The following is a 15977-nucleotide window of genomic DNA, read 5'->3' as shown; positions in this document are numbered from 1 at the left end:
AGCATTGCGGATAACAATGCTTTTTTTCATGCTTATATTGGAGATGGCCAGTTTATATGTCCACGGTCCATTATCATTTCTTTGGCAAATCCAGATTAGTGAATTCATCGACTGGAACGATGTCTTCTTCCATATCCATCACCTTCAGCACAACCCTGTCTCCTACATTCGTCAACACAATATCAGATAGCGCATTGACACCAGGATCCACCGAGAACCTCTTGGCATTGCCTTCGACGATTAAATGGAAGACGTATCCATTTGAAAGATTGGCATCATTGATCCTTAATACCTTCCCTTTTATTTCTTTCATCTCAAAACCTTTTTGAGGCGTCACACCGCTGACTTTCCCTAAAGAGGCAATCAGCTTTTTATAATTACGGAAAGCTTCGTCTTTCGTTTTCCCAAAGACCACTTGGGGATTATCGCTATTGGCGTAAACGATCGCCACACCTTGGAACTTGCTGCCCTTTGTAACCGGAATCACATAAGTGGGAGCACCGTAAATCGTATAGAAAATCCCATTAGTGGCTTTCCAGCCTGGGTACTTAGACAAAAACTCACTCGCATTGGCGTTGGATTTTGCTTCCTTTCCAGTCAGAACGGACGTGACGCCTTTATAGTACGTCATTTCACCTGTTTTGGCATTGAAAACACCATAACCTACAAGGGTTTTGGAGTTGCCTTTTGATTTAGCCCGGGTAAAGTCCACTACATAAATCAATTCGCCTTTTTCGTTAAACGTAACTTGCATATTATCCTCATTAGGAATCAGGACATCTTTCTTCGGCCCAATCAGGGACTGGTTTTTCCACCCGTGTATATATTTTCCCCAGTAAGTCCAATACTCCAGGGCTGTTTCCAATGTGAATGTCCGATCTACCCATTTAGGTTCTTTTCCTTTTGGATAGTATTTCGTGTCCCCCGTTTCCGGATTGACCAATACCACCCCGTCCACCACGGGACCGCTGCGGTATTTCAAATAATGTCCGACTGAAGCTACGAAGAAGGGCTTTCCATCTTCATTCGGTTCCAAATATGAATCATGGATGATTTTATTCGGATATGCATTGCGGATGGTCCTTTCCAAATCATGATCAAGGTACTGTGATGGAGCATACAGCATCTTCCCTTTGACAGTACTTGCCCCTTTATCCGTCGATACGGCGGAAATCAGATTATAACCTGGCGTGTATTCCGCTTTCCCGGCTTTTAAAAACCCGTCCATTTCAATGGGTGATGTATAAGCCAATTCATCATTGATATTGGTCAGACGGTATTCGCCTTCAGTGAAATATGATGCATTTTCTATTTTATTAATCGCTGCATCGCCTTTTGCGTCAGCCATTTTCACTGTAACGAGCGGCATGGTTTTTATATCTTGAACTTCTTCCAGCTCTTTTTTCTTATCGACCTTCGCCAATCCATGCAGATCTGCGGCAAAAGTGATCGGGTAAAACAGCATGATGACCCATGCTGCAATCAAAACGACACCTATCAAGCTGTTAAAATGTACGTTCCAAGGTGTTTTTTGCTGCTTTGCCCCTTCATTTCCCCTCCGATTCCGTCTGGTGCTTGAAGATTCACTGGCACTGTACATATACATTCTTGAATCGATGATGAGAATGAGCCCTAGAATAATGGCAAAACTCGAAAAGAATGCAGCGGCAGTAAGATCCAGCAGCATGATATCGATAACGAAAAACAATACGGCAGCAGAAACTAAAAGTCTCAGAACTTGTTCAATGAAAAAAGGTATATCCTTTTTGGTAATTGCGTTTATCCATCTCTGCGGAATCAAGGAAAGTCCCAGTATGGCAAATGGTATTTTCATTAAAATTCCTTTTAAGATGAAACCGAGTAGTGAAAGTATCATGGTTTTAAAAATCTCTCCTTGTCATGTATGTTCCCATTTACCCATTTTATCACTTTTGTACAACTAATTTACTATTTTTTAAATATATCTAAATAACGTCAAAAAACTTCCAATACAATTTACACCAACGATGCTACTTTTACCGATTTATTGTTTATATAGACTCTAGAAAAGGATGGATGCCAAAGGGGACGAAGCCTTATGATTTATGAAGAAACTTACCAATACCTATTAAGGAATGTATCTTCCACTGAATTCGATACGTGTTTGTATGCCTTGCTCCACAGTGATTGGGACGGGGTCATCCAGAGCCCGCTTCATATGATGGCCAGAGGAGTCGGAACGACAGAAAAATACTTAAGGCAGATCGTCAATAAATTCACCGCACCACAAGGATCATTTAAAAAAGTGTTTGTGCCCGTTCATCAAGGTGAAGACGTTTTATATAAGTTTAACCTTGGTCCTGCAAGTAATCTTGGCTATAACAGGAAGACGGACCGTTATTGCAAGAAATACCGTTTCTTATATAGCGATGCTTTCAAAACCTTAACGATTCATGGAAAACGGCTTCTGCTTATGGGTGCTTTCCGAATGTCCGTTTTGAAGTCTGAAGAAGTACTATTCGATTATAATGAAATCATTCCTGATTCAAGCTCGCTATTCACAAGGCAGCGCTTATTGGATGCAATCGATGCCATCCATGACGCTTTAGGCCATATCGTGACGATTTCATTTGCGAGCAGAGCTTTTTCAAAGAAAGAAGTTCTGGTGTTCACCTTTACCGAAGGCGTCTTGGAGCACTATAAGGAAAATAGGGCGGAACGGGCATTATTGCGGAGAACGATTTTTAACTCTGGCTACCTTGGGCATATCAATGATTCTGTATGCAGGGAATTGGAACGGGTCGGTAAATATATTTTCCGTTCCTTTCTGCAAGAAGCGACAAACATCTCCAATGATATCCAAAAGGAACTGCAGAAGTTAGCCCGTTTCGTCTATTCTCATTCTCTTAAGAAATTTGGCCAGGCGCTTCCTGCCAATAAGCAGTTGCTTCTTGCCCCAAAACAAGCCTCTGCTTATTTAAGCAAGATCATGTACAATGAAACATTGGAACAGATGGTCAAGTATGCCCACCAGGCAGAATCCATCAAAAGCCTGCTTGAACGCGTCCATTTTCATAGAAACATCTCAGAGAAAGCTCTTCGCCGGGTAGTGAATGATTTGGAAATGGCAAAACATATCGAGCCCATTCTCCATAAGTACCAGCAAGCAGACTTCATCCGCAATGTACTGAACGACTGGTGCGATACATGGCTCATTTCCCGTGTAAAGACAGTGACCGAAGATTTACGGACAGAAGGAAAAAGGAAAAGTACCGATGATTGTAAGCAGGTTGCTGCCGAATATATGGCTCGCATTAGAAACGATACATATGGCCAGTTGGATAGGCTGTTGACCTTGGTTCTTAAATTCGGCAATCATGCAGTGGCCCCGGCTGTCCGGAACTTTCCTCTCACAAAGAAAAAGGAAACCCTCCAATCTTATTTCGCGATTCAAAAGGAGCGTCTCGATCTTCTCTTCATTCCCTAATATGGCTATTCATAAGTTTTCCAAGAGAGAACGGATCCGTTCTCTTTTTTTTGCTTGTAACGAAAGCCTGTGAATTGAAGAATGACGATTGTTGTTTGGTGATTGGCCCATTGTGGATTTCTCCTCTGAATTCGTGTGTTGCATATGGATCTTGTAGATAAGCCAACTTGGTCATCAAGTTGTTTTGACAGCAGGCCATAACCCGTGTAAGGGCACGGGTATTTATTATGGAGTTATTCTAAGGGTCTTAGAATGGGTCTATATAAAGGAACTGAAAAATGTTCTGATCATCAGTATGAATAAGGGGTTGAATCTCGGCAGACCACCAAAAGAAATGGGCCCCCATTTAGAATGGAAAGCCCTCATGATTTGCTATGGTATTAATAATATTTTCCCCGAACTTTTCCGGCTTTCAAGAAGTCGATGTGCATCCGCCCCATTTTCAAACGAAAAAAGAGTCGGTTCTTTGATGAGGATTTCCCCTGACAGAATCCATTGGAATAGCTCTGCTGTTCTTCTTGTCCGTTCTTCATGGGTAGTCAGGACATTCCAAAGGTCACCACCAATTAATGCCTTGGATGTATCCATTAACATTCTCGGGTCGATTTTTTCTGGATCACCGCCTGCCATCCCAAAAAATACGACAGTTCCTCCAGTCTTGGTCGCACTGAAACTATCCATCAAGGTTTGGCCCACTGATTCATAAACAACATCAACACCTTTACCGCCGGTTACATCCTTAATGGAATCCACCCAGTCCGATCCGTAAAGGAAAACATGATCCGCACCCATTTGCTTGGCAACAGCCGCTTTATCATTCGATGAGGTCAAGCCAATGACCTGACCGCCCTTCATCCTAATCATCTGTGTCAGTAATTGACCGACTCCACCTGCAGCGGCATGGACCAGAATGGTTTCCCCTTGTTTAACCGGATGGCTGTCATGAGTTAAATATTGGGCAGTCAATCCTTGAAGTAAAACGGAAGAGGCCGTTTCAAAGGAAATGCCCTCAGGCAGCGGTAACAGTTTATCAGCTGGAACTGAAACCAGCTCCGCGTTTGCATGGGGAACATCAGCGAACCCGACACGATCTCCTGCTTTCACATGATGGACATCTTCCCCGACATATTCGATGACCCCTGCTCCCTCATACCCTAGAATGAATGGGGGATCACCCACCAAATGATAATTTCCTTTCCTTCTATATACATCAGCAAAATTCAATCCGATTGCTTTCATTCGAACGATCACGGCTGATTTTGAATGTTCAGGTTCTGCAATTTCCCTTACAGACAGAACTTCCGGCCCGCCGAAATCATCAAAGACAAGTGCTTTCATCATCCTAACTCCCTTCAATGGTTCTTCATTCTTTAAGATATAGGATGAACCCTTTGATGGCAAGAAACACAAATGACCGCCCTGCCCTTAAAGGCTAGAGCGGTCACTAAGTTTAATCAATCTGTATTGGAGCCAGGACCGTTCTTTCGTTTATTCGCAGAGTATTCTTTACCGTGCGCTTCATGTTCTGCTATGATATCCGCTTTCGGAATATGGTTATTCTTTTTCGGTGAAGCGATACGGTTGCGGTGTTTTTTTCCCATGATCTATCTCCCCTTCATTAATGCTTTTTTTCATGTTGAACTGTTTAATGCATCTAATGTTAGCTTGTCCGATTACCACAGAAATTACCGGAAAAATAGGCACTTCATAATAAAGGAAAAACCTTCGCGGAGCCCGAATGGATATAAAACTGATATAGGAGGAGAAAAAAATGTTTCCTTTATTGAACACGGAAAGGTTATGCTTACGGGAAATTCATGAAAGTGATGCGGAAGCTCTTTTCCAATGTTTATCAAAAGATGAAGTCACCCGCTTTTATGGCCAGGACTCATTGGAAAATGTCGAACAGGCGAAGGATATTGTAGCATCTTTTGCGAAAAACCACCGTGAAAAACGAGCGATACGATGGGGAATCGGTTTCAACGACCTTGATTCAACCCGCATCGGCGCGGTCGTTTTTCTTGAAAACCTGCCATCAAGTGAGCTCTTTCTTAAGCAGGGCTTCATCCAGGAAGGAATATTAAGGAGTTATATTTACCAAAACGGTATCCCTCATGATACATATGTCTATTCCTTACTGAAGTGAAACAAAAAAACCTCCATTGAGGAAATTCGCAAAATCCCTTCCGATAACTGGCTAGACTAGCCCGCTTGATGCTTGCTTTGATGAGGGCTTTGCAAACAATCGGGAGCGCGATTTAATGCTTGGACCGCAAGACAAATGCTCCGGAATCCGACTAAATGAAGTGGAGTCGAATAAATTTGTGAACGGTCGAATAAACTGCCGGGCAGGTCGAATAACTCCGGCAGCGGTCGAATATACTGCCGGGTAGGTCGAATAACTCCGGCAGCGGTCGAATAAACTGCCGGATAGGTCGAATAACTCCGGCAGCGGTCGAATATACTGCCGGGTAGGTCGAATAACTCCGGCAGCGGTCGAATAAACTGCCGGATAGGTCGAATAACTCCGGCAGCGGTCGAATATACTGCCGGGTAGGTCGAATAAAGTCTCCGGCGGAGATCAAATGGAATGTTTTTTTAGAAAAAACTGTAGGAAAACTGGATTTTCTTGAATTTATCAACAATTGGGGGTTCGGAATAGATTAACTCCGAACCATGATTAAAAAAATCGACACTGCTGCCGATAACTGGCTAGACGAGACCCTCTTGATGCTTGCTTTGATGAGGCTTGTCGGCAGTCGTCGGAAAGGGAGCTGATTTCCGGAACCAAGATTCAGTTCTGTTCGGAGCTTCCTTTCCCCATTCCATTTACTTATTTTAATAAGATAAAACCGCAAATAAACTTCCTTAATATTCCAAATTACCTACAAAAAAAAGTCACCAAAACATGGCGACTCCCACTTCACGATTTAGGTAACTACAAGATAGTCCTTCAAAGCCTGTTGCAGTGTACCCTTTGTTTCTGCTTTATTATCGAGCTGAATCCCTGAACGGATCATTTTCGTAACAACCTCTGGGCGTAATCCAGTCACCACAGCTTTACACCCCATCATTGCCGTTCCATCGAGGATTTTCATCAGATCATCGATCATTTCAACTTCTATTTCGATGATACCGGACAAATCCAAGATCAATGTCTGAATCCGCAGTTTACCTATCTCCATCAATACTTTTTCTTCGATTATCTGTATTCGTGAATGATCGATTGTCCCGATTAACGGAAGGACACAGGTGGTGGAAGTGACGGGAATGATAGGGACGGATAGATTTTCCACCAAGTTTTGCTGAGCGAGAATCAATTTGTCTTTATAATCAGAGTAACTGACGAAAAAGGATTTAAGAAAAACATCAACACTTTCATTCACTCTTTTCTCTAATTCAAAAAAGACCTTGGAATCCTCAATAAACGCTTTCTTATCTTGTTCAAACTTATAAAGAAAGGTCCAAAGCGTTCTGCGAAGGGCTTGAATCCATTCCAGCTTGAATGAAAGCGTCAAGGAGTGGGTTGCCCACGTAACTCCCTCTTTTTCGGCAAATGCAATCATATCCGTTTCATTCTGTTCCACTATATATCGAATGAGCTTATGTGCATTATTCAAAAGGTCGACATTTCCAATCAGTAAAATTTCTTCGATTTTATCCCTGACATTGACTGCTGCTGATAAAAGATATTCTTCAAACTCACTTTTATTCTGCAAAAGGAATTCCATTATTTTATCTTCGTCATAAACAAAACTCACTCTTCTCCACTCCCTTTTTGAATATCCAACTGTGATTTTTGTTACTATTTACTTTCTATATTGGTGGAGTTTTTTCCTGCTAATTGATCATATATTAAAAAGGTGGCAAGTAAATGGTTAAGCCGGTTACATCTCATCTCCTGAAAAAACATTTTTCAATGCGGAAGAGAATATCAGATGGGTGGACGATTTCCCATATTTAATGGCTTCATCAACGAAGTCTTCCAGCGTTTCCATGGAAAATGTACTTATTTTAATAAGATAACTGTATTGACCGGCTAACCGGTGGCATTCCAAAACTTCCGGATGGCTCAAGCTGAATTGATAAAAGTCTTTGCATCGATCCGTTTCGAATAATATGAATGCCGTTATGCTTCTATCAAGTTTTTCAAGGGATATTTCCGTTTTATAACCTTTTATCACTCCGCTTTCCTCTAATTTATTCACACGTTCTTTCGTTGCTGGAGCCGTTAAGGAAACTTCATGTGCCAGTTCTTTCATGGACATTCGACCATTATTCTCCAGTAAGGAAAGTATTTTTTTATCCGTTCGATCCAATTCAATCACCCCTACTTTTTATTATTAACTGATTCCTTTCAAATACATTATAAAATAAATAGAAAAGGAATGATTACGTAATTAATCGTATGTATCAGGAAATTTGCTTTTTATATAATTAACACAATATATATAAGGGGGTTTCTGCTATGAAAAAAGTATTGCTGCTGCTATCCAATGGATTCGAAGCGGTTGAAGCGAGTGTGTTTACAGATGTATTGGGCTGGAATAAATTAGAGGGTGATGGTACCACTGATCTGGTTACCGTTGGACTACATGAACAATTGAAATGCACATGGAATTTCATCGTGAAGCCCGAATTGACCATCGATGAAGTGAACCTTGATGACTTCGATGCTTTGGCCATTCCAGGAGGTTTTGAAGAAGCCGGTTTCTATGAGGATGCCTATGATCAAAGGTTTCTTGATGTAATCAATTATTTTCATAATAAGAACAAAATCATAGCAACCATTTGTGTAGGTTCTCTCCCACTAGGAAAAAGCGGGATTTTGAACGGAAGAAAGGCCACTACGTACAACCATCCAACCAGTAAGAGACAGGGCCAGCTAAAAGATTATGGTGCAATTGTGGTGAATGAACCGATTGTCGTCACGGACAATATCATTACATCCTACAATCCTTCCACAGCATTCGATGTTGCCTTTACGCTCTTGGAAATGCTCACTTCAAAAGATAATTGTAAACATGTAAAGGAATTGATGGGTTTCCATTAAGAATGTCTTCGGAACCTATACAATTTGGATGGTGATTTCCGCTCCAGACACTCGCTTTCCGCAGGCATTCGGCGGAAAGGGAGCGGATTTCTGAAATCAACTGAACCTTTTTTAAAGGAAAAAACTGCAGGCAAACTCGTTTTCGACGAGTTCGTCTGCAGTCTAAGGTTCCCTAATGATTTTCACGTTACTTCCAATAAGCCAATGAACGGGTTTTCATGGATTCACGGAACTGTTTTGTTGATTCTGGCAGGACTTTATTCGTTGCATAATCGATGATGACACCATACTGGCGAATGACATCGAGACTATCCAGCTCGCCCTTGGCGAATTTATCTTCCACGCTTTGTATGTTTTCCTCAAGCCATTGTTTGCGGTTGTTTCTGATATAAGCCCTAGCTTGTTTCGTTGCTTCAAGATCTATTTCGAATAAATCGAGATCTTTATCGATTTCCTTGATCACGACTCCATAATCTTTTTTAGCTCGCTCAATTGAAACATACTCATCGATAACATCTTCCAAAACATCTTCGGGACTTCTTTCAAGCGGATCTCCCAGTCCCCCGCCCCCAGCGGATGGACGCACAAAGGAATCCCCTTGCTGTACTTTTACATTTGAGAAAATCGCACCTAAATATCGTTCGTCTTCCTTGCCCGGATTCAGCCATGCTCCATGAGGGGAAGAAGGAAGCCCTCCAAAAATCCCCCATGTTATTGAACGGGAACGGTCACAGCAATAGGACATGACCGTGTTTTTGACATTGGTGAGTGTACCGCCCTTTTCTACACCGCAACCGCCGCGGTATTTACCCGGTCCGGCAGAGTCGGTAATGATTTCATGCTTCATCGTCACGACTGGCGACAATCTCTCTTGTCCTTCGCATGGCTGTACGCTGAGTCCCAAACCGAATGTCGGCGAAGTGGCGTTCACACCGTCCCGATCATAGCGGCCTCCATGACCGCCTGCCATCCAGTCGTACCACATGAAGTATTTATCCTGCTCCTGGCGTTGATCCCAACCGCCGATAAGTAAATACTCCAGGTTAAATGAGCATGCGATCGCTCTTTCCGGCATGATGTTGGACCAGAGTTCGAAGCACGCACTCATGATTTTTTCATAGGCCCCTGAACAAAAACCGGTTACGGCAATCGGTGCCGGGGCATTGACTACGGAGTTTTCCGGCAGTTCGATTTTCACCACTCTGTAAAAGCCGGAGTTCAGGGGTATTTCAGGAAAGAATGTCTTGGTTCCTGAGTATGCCGCTGATAAAGATGCTCCGAAACCGGCATTTAAAAAGCAGCCGATATAAGAATGCGATCCAGAAAGATCATAAAGGATCTCGTCATCCGTGATGGTCATCTTAACTCGGATTGGAATCAGACCGTCTCCGGCTTCCGGGTCCATATCAATATAATCAACGGTCTCCCAGGTTCCATTCGGTAAAGCAGCAACCTTGGCCCTGGCCAGGCGCTCCACATAATTCTGCACTTCCGAAAAGGCGGACAAAGTCGTATCGATTCCATACTTCTCGATGATGGCAAACAACTGGCGCTCCCCTACTTTGGCCGCTTCCACTTGAGCACGCAAATCTCCGACACGTTCTTCAGGGACGCGCATGTTCAAAGCGAGCACATTGACCACATCTTTTAAAAATGTTCCTTTACTATAAATCCTAAGCGGCGGAATCCTTACCCCCTCGCCGAAATGTTCCTTGGCATTGATATCAAAGGAGCCAGGTGTCGATCCCCCCATGTCGGCCCAGTGTCCATTCGTCTGCATGAACGCAATCAGCTTGTTCTCATGGAAGACAGGCAAGAGGACCCGTGTGTCATTGAAATGAGTGCCGCCTCGATACGGGTCATTGACCAAGAATACGTCCCCAGGATGGATATCACCCTTGAAGTCCTCTATTACCGCCTTTGCCGTTAGATGCAATGTACCTACATGGACCGAAATATCCTGCGTCCCTTGCATGACTGTATTTCCTTCTGCATCACAAAGAGCACAGCTGAAATCCCGATTATAAATGACGAAGGAATAGCATGTCCGAAGGATTTGTTCCGCCATCTGATCTACAAGGTTAACGAAGCCATTTTTTATCACTTCAAATGTCACCGGATCTAAGCCTGTTCCAACTCCAGATTGGCCAACTAACTGTTTATTCGACAATGAAATCCACCTCTTTTTATTTATTTTGGGAAAGAATCAAGTTTCTGTATTTATCAACTTTTGCCGTGAAATTTGGTGGTATGACAGTCGTTGTATCAAGCTGATCCACTATGGCAGGGCCCGTGATTTCTGAAAAGGCCGGAATGAGTTCCCGGTTATAGACGTTCGTATTTACATATCCCTCTTCTTCAAAATAGACATCACGCGTTTCCTTCAAGGCATCTGCAAGTGTGCCTCCAGGTTCATAAGTCGGGAATTCAGGTTTTGGCACAGTTCCGATAGCCGTAACGAGCAGTCCGTAAATTTCCACGGTCTGTTCTTTATCGGAGAAAGAAAATTCGCGTTCATGCTCTTGATGGAAACGGTCAAGGGTCTCTTCCAAAGAAGAAATCGGGCAATCGACTTCTATCGCCAATGAACGCCACTGTCCCATATACCTCATGTCAATATATCTCATCAATGTGGAAGCTTCTTTAGCGACCCCTTCTTCTTGCAATAACTCCGCGGCCTCTTTTTCCATTCCGATGAATTCCTTCTCTAAATCCTTTAACGATACATCCTTGACGTTCTTGACATAGGTTTTGGAGATATCATGACGAACATCGACCAACAGGCATCCCATTGCGGCGGCTACACCCGGATGCGGCGGGATGATGACGGTCGGGATTTCCATTTCCTTGGCCAAGTACGCTCCATGCAAGGGCCCAGCCCCGCCGAAAGCCACAAGTGCAAAGTCGCGCGGGTCGTATCCCCGTCTGACTGAAATCAGCCTTAGGGCATCACACATATTGGCATTGGCCACCCGTGTGATGGCGTTCGCCGCTTCTTCAATCGTATAATCAAATTTCTTGGCGATCTTATCCACGACTTCAATCGCTTTTTGTTTATCCAGTTCCATTTGTCCATCCAATAGTTTGGTGCCAAGTCGTCCAAGAACAATATTGGCATCGGAATTGGTCGGTTCCACTCCGCCCCTGCTATAGCAAGCAGGTCCAGGAACCGCCCCTGCACTTTGAGGGCCATTGCGTAAAGAACCGCCTTCATCCACCCAAGCTAAACTTCCGCCTCCTGCTCCTATCGTCAAGATTTCAATGCTTGGGAACCCTATCGGATATCCATACTCGATATACCAATCTTTCGTAATTCGTAAATCACCTTCATGCATCAAGGAAATATCGGTGCTTGTTCCCCCCATATCCAGCCCAATGGCATTATTAAAGCCGCAAAGCTGGGCGATATGTTTACTGGCAATCGCACCTGCAGCGATGCCGGAGCTTGCAAGTCTTGCTGCATAACGGGGAACGGTTTGGGATGTCATTACCCCTCCGCCGGAGTGAAGCACTAATATGTCATCTTCATATCCCCGTTTAGTCATTTCACCTTCAAGGGTTTTAATATAGTTGCTGACAGTAGGTCCTAAAACCGCATTGACGATCGTCGTACTCATGCGCTCATGCTCAAAAATCTCAGGAAGGACTTCACTTGAAATGCATATATAAACATCCGGGAGTTCCTCCTGGATGATTCGTTTCACTTTCGCCTCATTGCTTCCATTTACATATGCGTTCATGAAGCAAACCGCAATGGATTCGGTACCGCGTCTTTTTAATTTCCTTGCCAGTGACCGTACTTCCTCTTCATTGATTTCCGTCAAGACATTCCCTGCAAAGTCGATGCGTTCTTCCACTTCAAAACGGTCTCTTCTTTGGATATACGGTTTGGCTACATCATCATATGTATCCCATAACTCAAGCTTGGTTCCTCGGCGGATTTCCGATACATCCCGAAAGCCAGCGGATGTAATCAATGCTGTCTTTGGCAATTTCCTTTCAATCAAGGCATTGGTGCCCACTGTTGTGCCATGGGAAAAAACTTTAATATTTTCACAATCTATTTCCGCTTTCGCAATTCCATCCAAAATACCGATCTCTGGATTCAAAGGAGTCGACGACGTTTTCGTAATTGAAATTTCCTTCGTACTTTCATCAAAAACGAACACATCCGTAAAAGTTCCGCCTACATCAATTGCCAGCCTAGTTTGCTTCGTACCTATCATATAACTCCCACCCCTGCTACAAGATTTAAAATACTTTGCCTTGCGCCCATTGCACCGATTAATAGAAATGTGTGAAAGAGTATCAGCCAGCCGCTGGATTTTCTTAGGCCAAAAACGGAACAAGATGAATGATGAAAAAAAAAACCAGTCATATCAATAAGAAATAATTGATATAACTGGTTTTTGATCTAGGTTTAGCTTCGCTGGGCAGCGAAGTCTATTAGATTCGACAGTTATTTATAGATTCATCTTTTAAGTCACCGAGTCCATTTTAGGCGATGGCAGAGTAGAATTTCTACTTGTTTACACTATGGCTATATACTTTATCTTACGTCAATTCATGATAAAGTCAAGTTTATTTTTAGAATATTTAAACAACTGTAGTTTGAGAAATAAGAGTGGGATTTATTACAAAAATAAGTAAGCATAACTGTTTCGCTATGCTTACACAATAATATTATTTATCAGGTGTTTCCGATGTGCCTTCCTCACTGTTTTTGAGGTAAACTTCAGAAATTCCATTCATACCTTCCGATAGTTGTGCTTTTGTATATTCCATACTGCCAACCAGTTTATGAAGCTTCTTATCATTATTCTCTTCTGTAAGTTTAGATTCTGAATCAGTCACATTTTTTCACCTCCATCATTTAGGATGGCAAATCAAGATGGAAATATGTATGACAGGCTTCGATGTTAGACACCCTCTTAAAGTTCATTTTAGGTAAATACTGGGATATCCCATTAGAATCTGTACTTAAAATAAGCAGGAAAAGATTATTTTATGAATCTTTTTTAAAAAATCAGCTGTTTTCAAGCCACTAAAGGGATATACTATAGGATAGCATTTATTACATTTTTGTTAGTATTTTTTCTTGTCACACATTGTGTAATATTTTACAAGTTTTTCTATTTACATCAACAAAATGCTTATTGCAAAGGAGAATTGGATATGTCAGAAACGATTACCCAATCACAAACTGAACAACTTAATGCCCGCCAAAAACAATTAGATGTACTGGACCAATTATTAAAGCCTGAGGTTCAGGAATCATTGAACACTTTAGTTGAGCAGTTACCAAAACTGACTGAGTTAGTGAATATTTTAACAAAGTCTTATGATTTCGCTCAATCGGTTGCGACTGATGATGTTTTGAAAAATGATACGGTCAGCGCCATTTCGGAGATCGCTACACCTGTAGTGGGCTCAGTGAAAGGGCTTGCGGCTAATGCCATTGAAGCTAAGGATCGTGCAGAAGCGAATACTGATGTGATCGGTCTTTTTGGTCTGTTAAGAATGATGAAAGATCCGCAAGCACAAAAGCTTTTCCGTTTCGCCCAAGCTTTTCTTGAAGTCTCTTCAGAACGTAAAAACCAAAAATAATTTGATAAACTTTCAATCAGTAAGGACGGGGGATTAACTATGTCAAAACAAATCGTCATCTTAGGTGCGGGTTACGCTGGATTGCTATCTGCCTTATCCGTACGTGAATATTACAAAAGAGATGAAGTGCAGGTTACCGTGGTGAACCAATTTCCAACGCACCAAATCATCACCGAATTGCACCGTCTTGCAGGCGGATCCATTTCCGAACAAGCCGTTTCCATTCCGTTGGAAAAGCTTTTCAAAGGAAAAGATATCGACCTTGTCATTTCCAAAGTGGAGTCTTTCTCAGTCGATAACAAAGAAGTGAAACTTGCCAATGGTTCCACTTTATCTTATGATGCCCTGGTCGTTGCTTTGGGAAGCCAAACAGGATTCTTCGGCATTCCGGGACTTGAGGAAAACAGCATGGTCTTGAAATCCGTAAATGATGCAAACAAGATCTACAAACATATCGAAGATCGCATTCGCGAATATGCACAAACAAATAATGAAGCGGACGCAACCATCGTGATCGGCGGCGGCGGATTGACGGGCGTCGAGCTAATCGGTGAAATCGTGGATCACTTCCCTAAAATCGCTAAAAAGTTCGGAGTGGACTTCAAGGACTTGAAAATCAAGCTTGTGGAAGCTGGTCCAAAAATCCTTCCGGTCCTGCCTGACCACTTAATCGAACGTGCGATGACAAGCTTGGAAGCACGCGGCGTTGAGTTCTTGACAGGTCTGCCTGTAACGGGTGTTAAAGGCAATCAAATCGAATTGAAAGATGGACAAACGATAACGGCCAATACGCTTGTTTGGACAGGCGGAGTTGCGGCCCTTCCTATCGTAGGCGAATCAGGCCTTGAAGTGGACCGCGGCAAAGCAACCGTTAATGAGTTCTTGCAATCCAAATCCCATAAAGACGTATTCGTCGTCGGGGACAGTGCCGTTGCTTTCCCTCCAGAAGGCGGCCGTCCATACGCTCCTACTGCTCAAAATGCTTGGCAAATGGGTGAGCTTGTTGGTTACAACCTATTTGCAGCCTTTGAAGGCAAGAAACTTGAAGCATTTTCACCTGTAAACTCAGGTACACTTGCGAGCCTTGGCCGTAAGGATGCGGTGGCAACAGTTGGGGCCAATAACACATCACTTAAAGGTCTTCCGGCTACATTGATGAAAGAAGCAAGTAATGTTCGCTATCTATCACACATTAAAGCCCTATTCAGCTTGGCTTATTAATTCATGATCGCCGTGACATGTTCACGGTACATGCCCTTTATTCCCATTTGGGAGTAAGGGGCATTTTTCATTTCAGAAAAGGCGGACACCCTAATTGAATTGTCCTGCCATAACTCTACATTACTATTTTACTCTCCGCCATTTTTATTAGCCCGTTTGTCGTTAACCAACGTTCAAGTTTGTACCATTCTGCATATCATGTAATTAACCTTATTAAAGGAGGGGTCTTTATGGCGAAAGGAAAAAAAGGAAAAAAAGGAAAAGGCGGTTCGTCTGGCAGCAGCAGCTGTAGCTCATCTACTGGAAGCAAGTCCAATGGAAGCAAGTCCAAGGGAAGCAAGTCCAAGGGCTGCAAGTCCACTGGTAGCAAATCCACTGGTAGCAAGTCCACTGGCTGCACATCTACTGGCACCACAACCACTGGCACCACAACTACTTGCACCACAACTACTGGCACCACAACTACTGGCACCACAACTACTTGCACCACAACTACTTCAAGTACTTCCACTGGATGTGGAAAGAAAAAAAGAAGAAGATAGTAGTTAATTCTTAGATGCTTCAACTTAATCAATCTCTGGTTGATTAAGTTGAATTTTTTCATACATTACATGTTTGCGCTTGACCATA

General features: G+C 42.8%; 14 protein-coding genes. 5 read left to right on the top strand and 9 right to left on the bottom strand.

Annotation, left to right across the window (positions count from 1 at the left end):
- Nucleotides 1-73: 73 nt before the first annotated feature.
- Nucleotides 74-1876, bottom strand: a complete 1803-nt coding sequence (locus tag OSJ91_RS04920; RefSeq protein ID WP_485891119.1) for a hypothetical protein — start codon at nucleotides 1874-1876, stop codon at nucleotides 74-76.
- Nucleotides 1877-2077: 201 nt separating this feature from the next.
- Between OSJ91_RS04920 and OSJ91_RS04915 the strand changes: the two genes are divergently transcribed.
- The gene (locus OSJ91_RS04915; RefSeq protein ID WP_485891118.1) at nucleotides 2078-3466 is read left to right on the top strand and encodes a hypothetical protein; all 1389 of its coding nucleotides are present in this window, start codon (nucleotides 2078-2080) and stop codon (nucleotides 3464-3466) included.
- 372 nt (nucleotides 3467-3838) lie between these two features.
- Here OSJ91_RS04915 and OSJ91_RS04910 read toward each other — a convergent pair whose 3' ends face one another.
- Together OSJ91_RS04910 and OSJ91_RS04905 are read right to left on the bottom strand one after the other, a co-directional pair.
- Nucleotides 3839-4804 carry a quinone oxidoreductase family protein gene (locus OSJ91_RS04910; protein WP_485891851.1) on the bottom strand — a complete coding sequence of 322 codons (966 nt, stop codon included), beginning with the start codon at nucleotides 4802-4804 and terminating at the stop codon, nucleotides 3839-3841.
- Between the two features lie 116 nt (nucleotides 4805-4920).
- Entirely contained in the window at nucleotides 4921-5067 is a 147-nt protein-coding gene (locus tag OSJ91_RS04905) for a hypothetical protein (RefSeq protein WP_100298038.1), read from the bottom strand.
- A gap of 170 nt (nucleotides 5068-5237) precedes the next feature.
- Here OSJ91_RS04905 and OSJ91_RS04900 point away from each other — a divergent pair, with 170 nt between their 5' ends.
- Nucleotides 5238-5612, top strand: a complete 375-nt coding sequence (locus OSJ91_RS04900; protein ID WP_485891117.1) for a GNAT family N-acetyltransferase — start codon at nucleotides 5238-5240, stop codon at nucleotides 5610-5612.
- A gap of 784 nt (nucleotides 5613-6396) precedes the next feature.
- Here the strand turns inward: OSJ91_RS04900 and OSJ91_RS04895 are convergent.
- Entirely contained in the window at nucleotides 6397-7227 is an 831-nt protein-coding gene (locus OSJ91_RS04895) for an STAS domain-containing protein (RefSeq protein WP_485891116.1), read from the bottom strand.
- A gap of 126 nt (nucleotides 7228-7353) precedes the next feature.
- Complete coding sequence (locus tag OSJ91_RS04890) at nucleotides 7354-7785, bottom strand: Lrp/AsnC family transcriptional regulator (RefSeq protein ID WP_350301448.1); 432 nt, start codon at nucleotides 7783-7785, stop codon at nucleotides 7354-7356.
- A gap of 149 nt (nucleotides 7786-7934) precedes the next feature.
- On the opposite strand from OSJ91_RS04890, the gene OSJ91_RS04885 reads away from it, so the two are divergent.
- Nucleotides 7935-8519, top strand: coding sequence for a DJ-1/PfpI family protein (locus OSJ91_RS04885; protein ID WP_350301447.1), 585 nt, complete (start codon nucleotides 7935-7937; stop codon nucleotides 8517-8519).
- A 187-nt stretch (nucleotides 8520-8706) separates the two neighbouring features.
- Here the strand turns inward: OSJ91_RS04885 and OSJ91_RS04880 are convergent, their stop codons facing one another.
- From OSJ91_RS04880 to OSJ91_RS04870, 3 genes are all read right to left on the bottom strand, one after another.
- Nucleotides 8707-10689, bottom strand: coding sequence for a hydantoinase B/oxoprolinase family protein (locus OSJ91_RS04880; RefSeq protein ID WP_350301446.1), 1983 nt, complete (start codon nucleotides 10687-10689; stop codon nucleotides 8707-8709).
- Between the two features lie 16 nt (nucleotides 10690-10705).
- The gene (locus OSJ91_RS04875) at nucleotides 10706-12745 is read right to left on the bottom strand and encodes a hydantoinase/oxoprolinase family protein (RefSeq protein WP_350301445.1); all 2040 of its coding nucleotides are present in this window, start codon (nucleotides 12743-12745) and stop codon (nucleotides 10706-10708) included.
- A 457-nt stretch (nucleotides 12746-13202) separates the two neighbouring features.
- Nucleotides 13203-13373, bottom strand: coding sequence for a hypothetical protein (locus tag OSJ91_RS04870; protein WP_170971679.1), 171 nt, complete (start codon nucleotides 13371-13373; stop codon nucleotides 13203-13205).
- 321 nt (nucleotides 13374-13694) lie between these two features.
- Between OSJ91_RS04870 and OSJ91_RS04865 the strand changes: the two genes are divergently transcribed.
- Nucleotides 13695-14126 carry a helical membrane plugin domain-containing protein gene (locus OSJ91_RS04865; protein ID WP_101224421.1) on the top strand — a complete coding sequence of 144 codons (432 nt, stop codon included), beginning with the start codon at nucleotides 13695-13697 and terminating at the stop codon, nucleotides 14124-14126.
- Between the two features lie 39 nt (nucleotides 14127-14165).
- The gene (locus tag OSJ91_RS04860; protein ID WP_413016721.1) at nucleotides 14166-15347 is read left to right on the top strand and encodes an NAD(P)/FAD-dependent oxidoreductase; all 1182 of its coding nucleotides are present in this window, start codon (nucleotides 14166-14168) and stop codon (nucleotides 15345-15347) included.
- Between the two features lie 196 nt (nucleotides 15348-15543).
- On the opposite strand, the gene OSJ91_RS04855 is transcribed toward OSJ91_RS04860, so the two are convergent.
- Nucleotides 15544-15951 carry a hypothetical protein gene (locus OSJ91_RS04855; RefSeq protein WP_485891114.1) on the bottom strand — a complete coding sequence of 136 codons (408 nt, stop codon included), beginning with the start codon at nucleotides 15949-15951 and terminating at the stop codon, nucleotides 15544-15546.
- Nucleotides 15952-15977 lie beyond the last annotated feature (26 nt).

It is taken from the genome of Bacillus sp. T-10(2022), assembly GCF_056502895.1.
The sequence above is the reverse complement of the archived record's forward strand: the minus strand, read 5'-3'. Positions and strand labels throughout refer to the sequence as shown.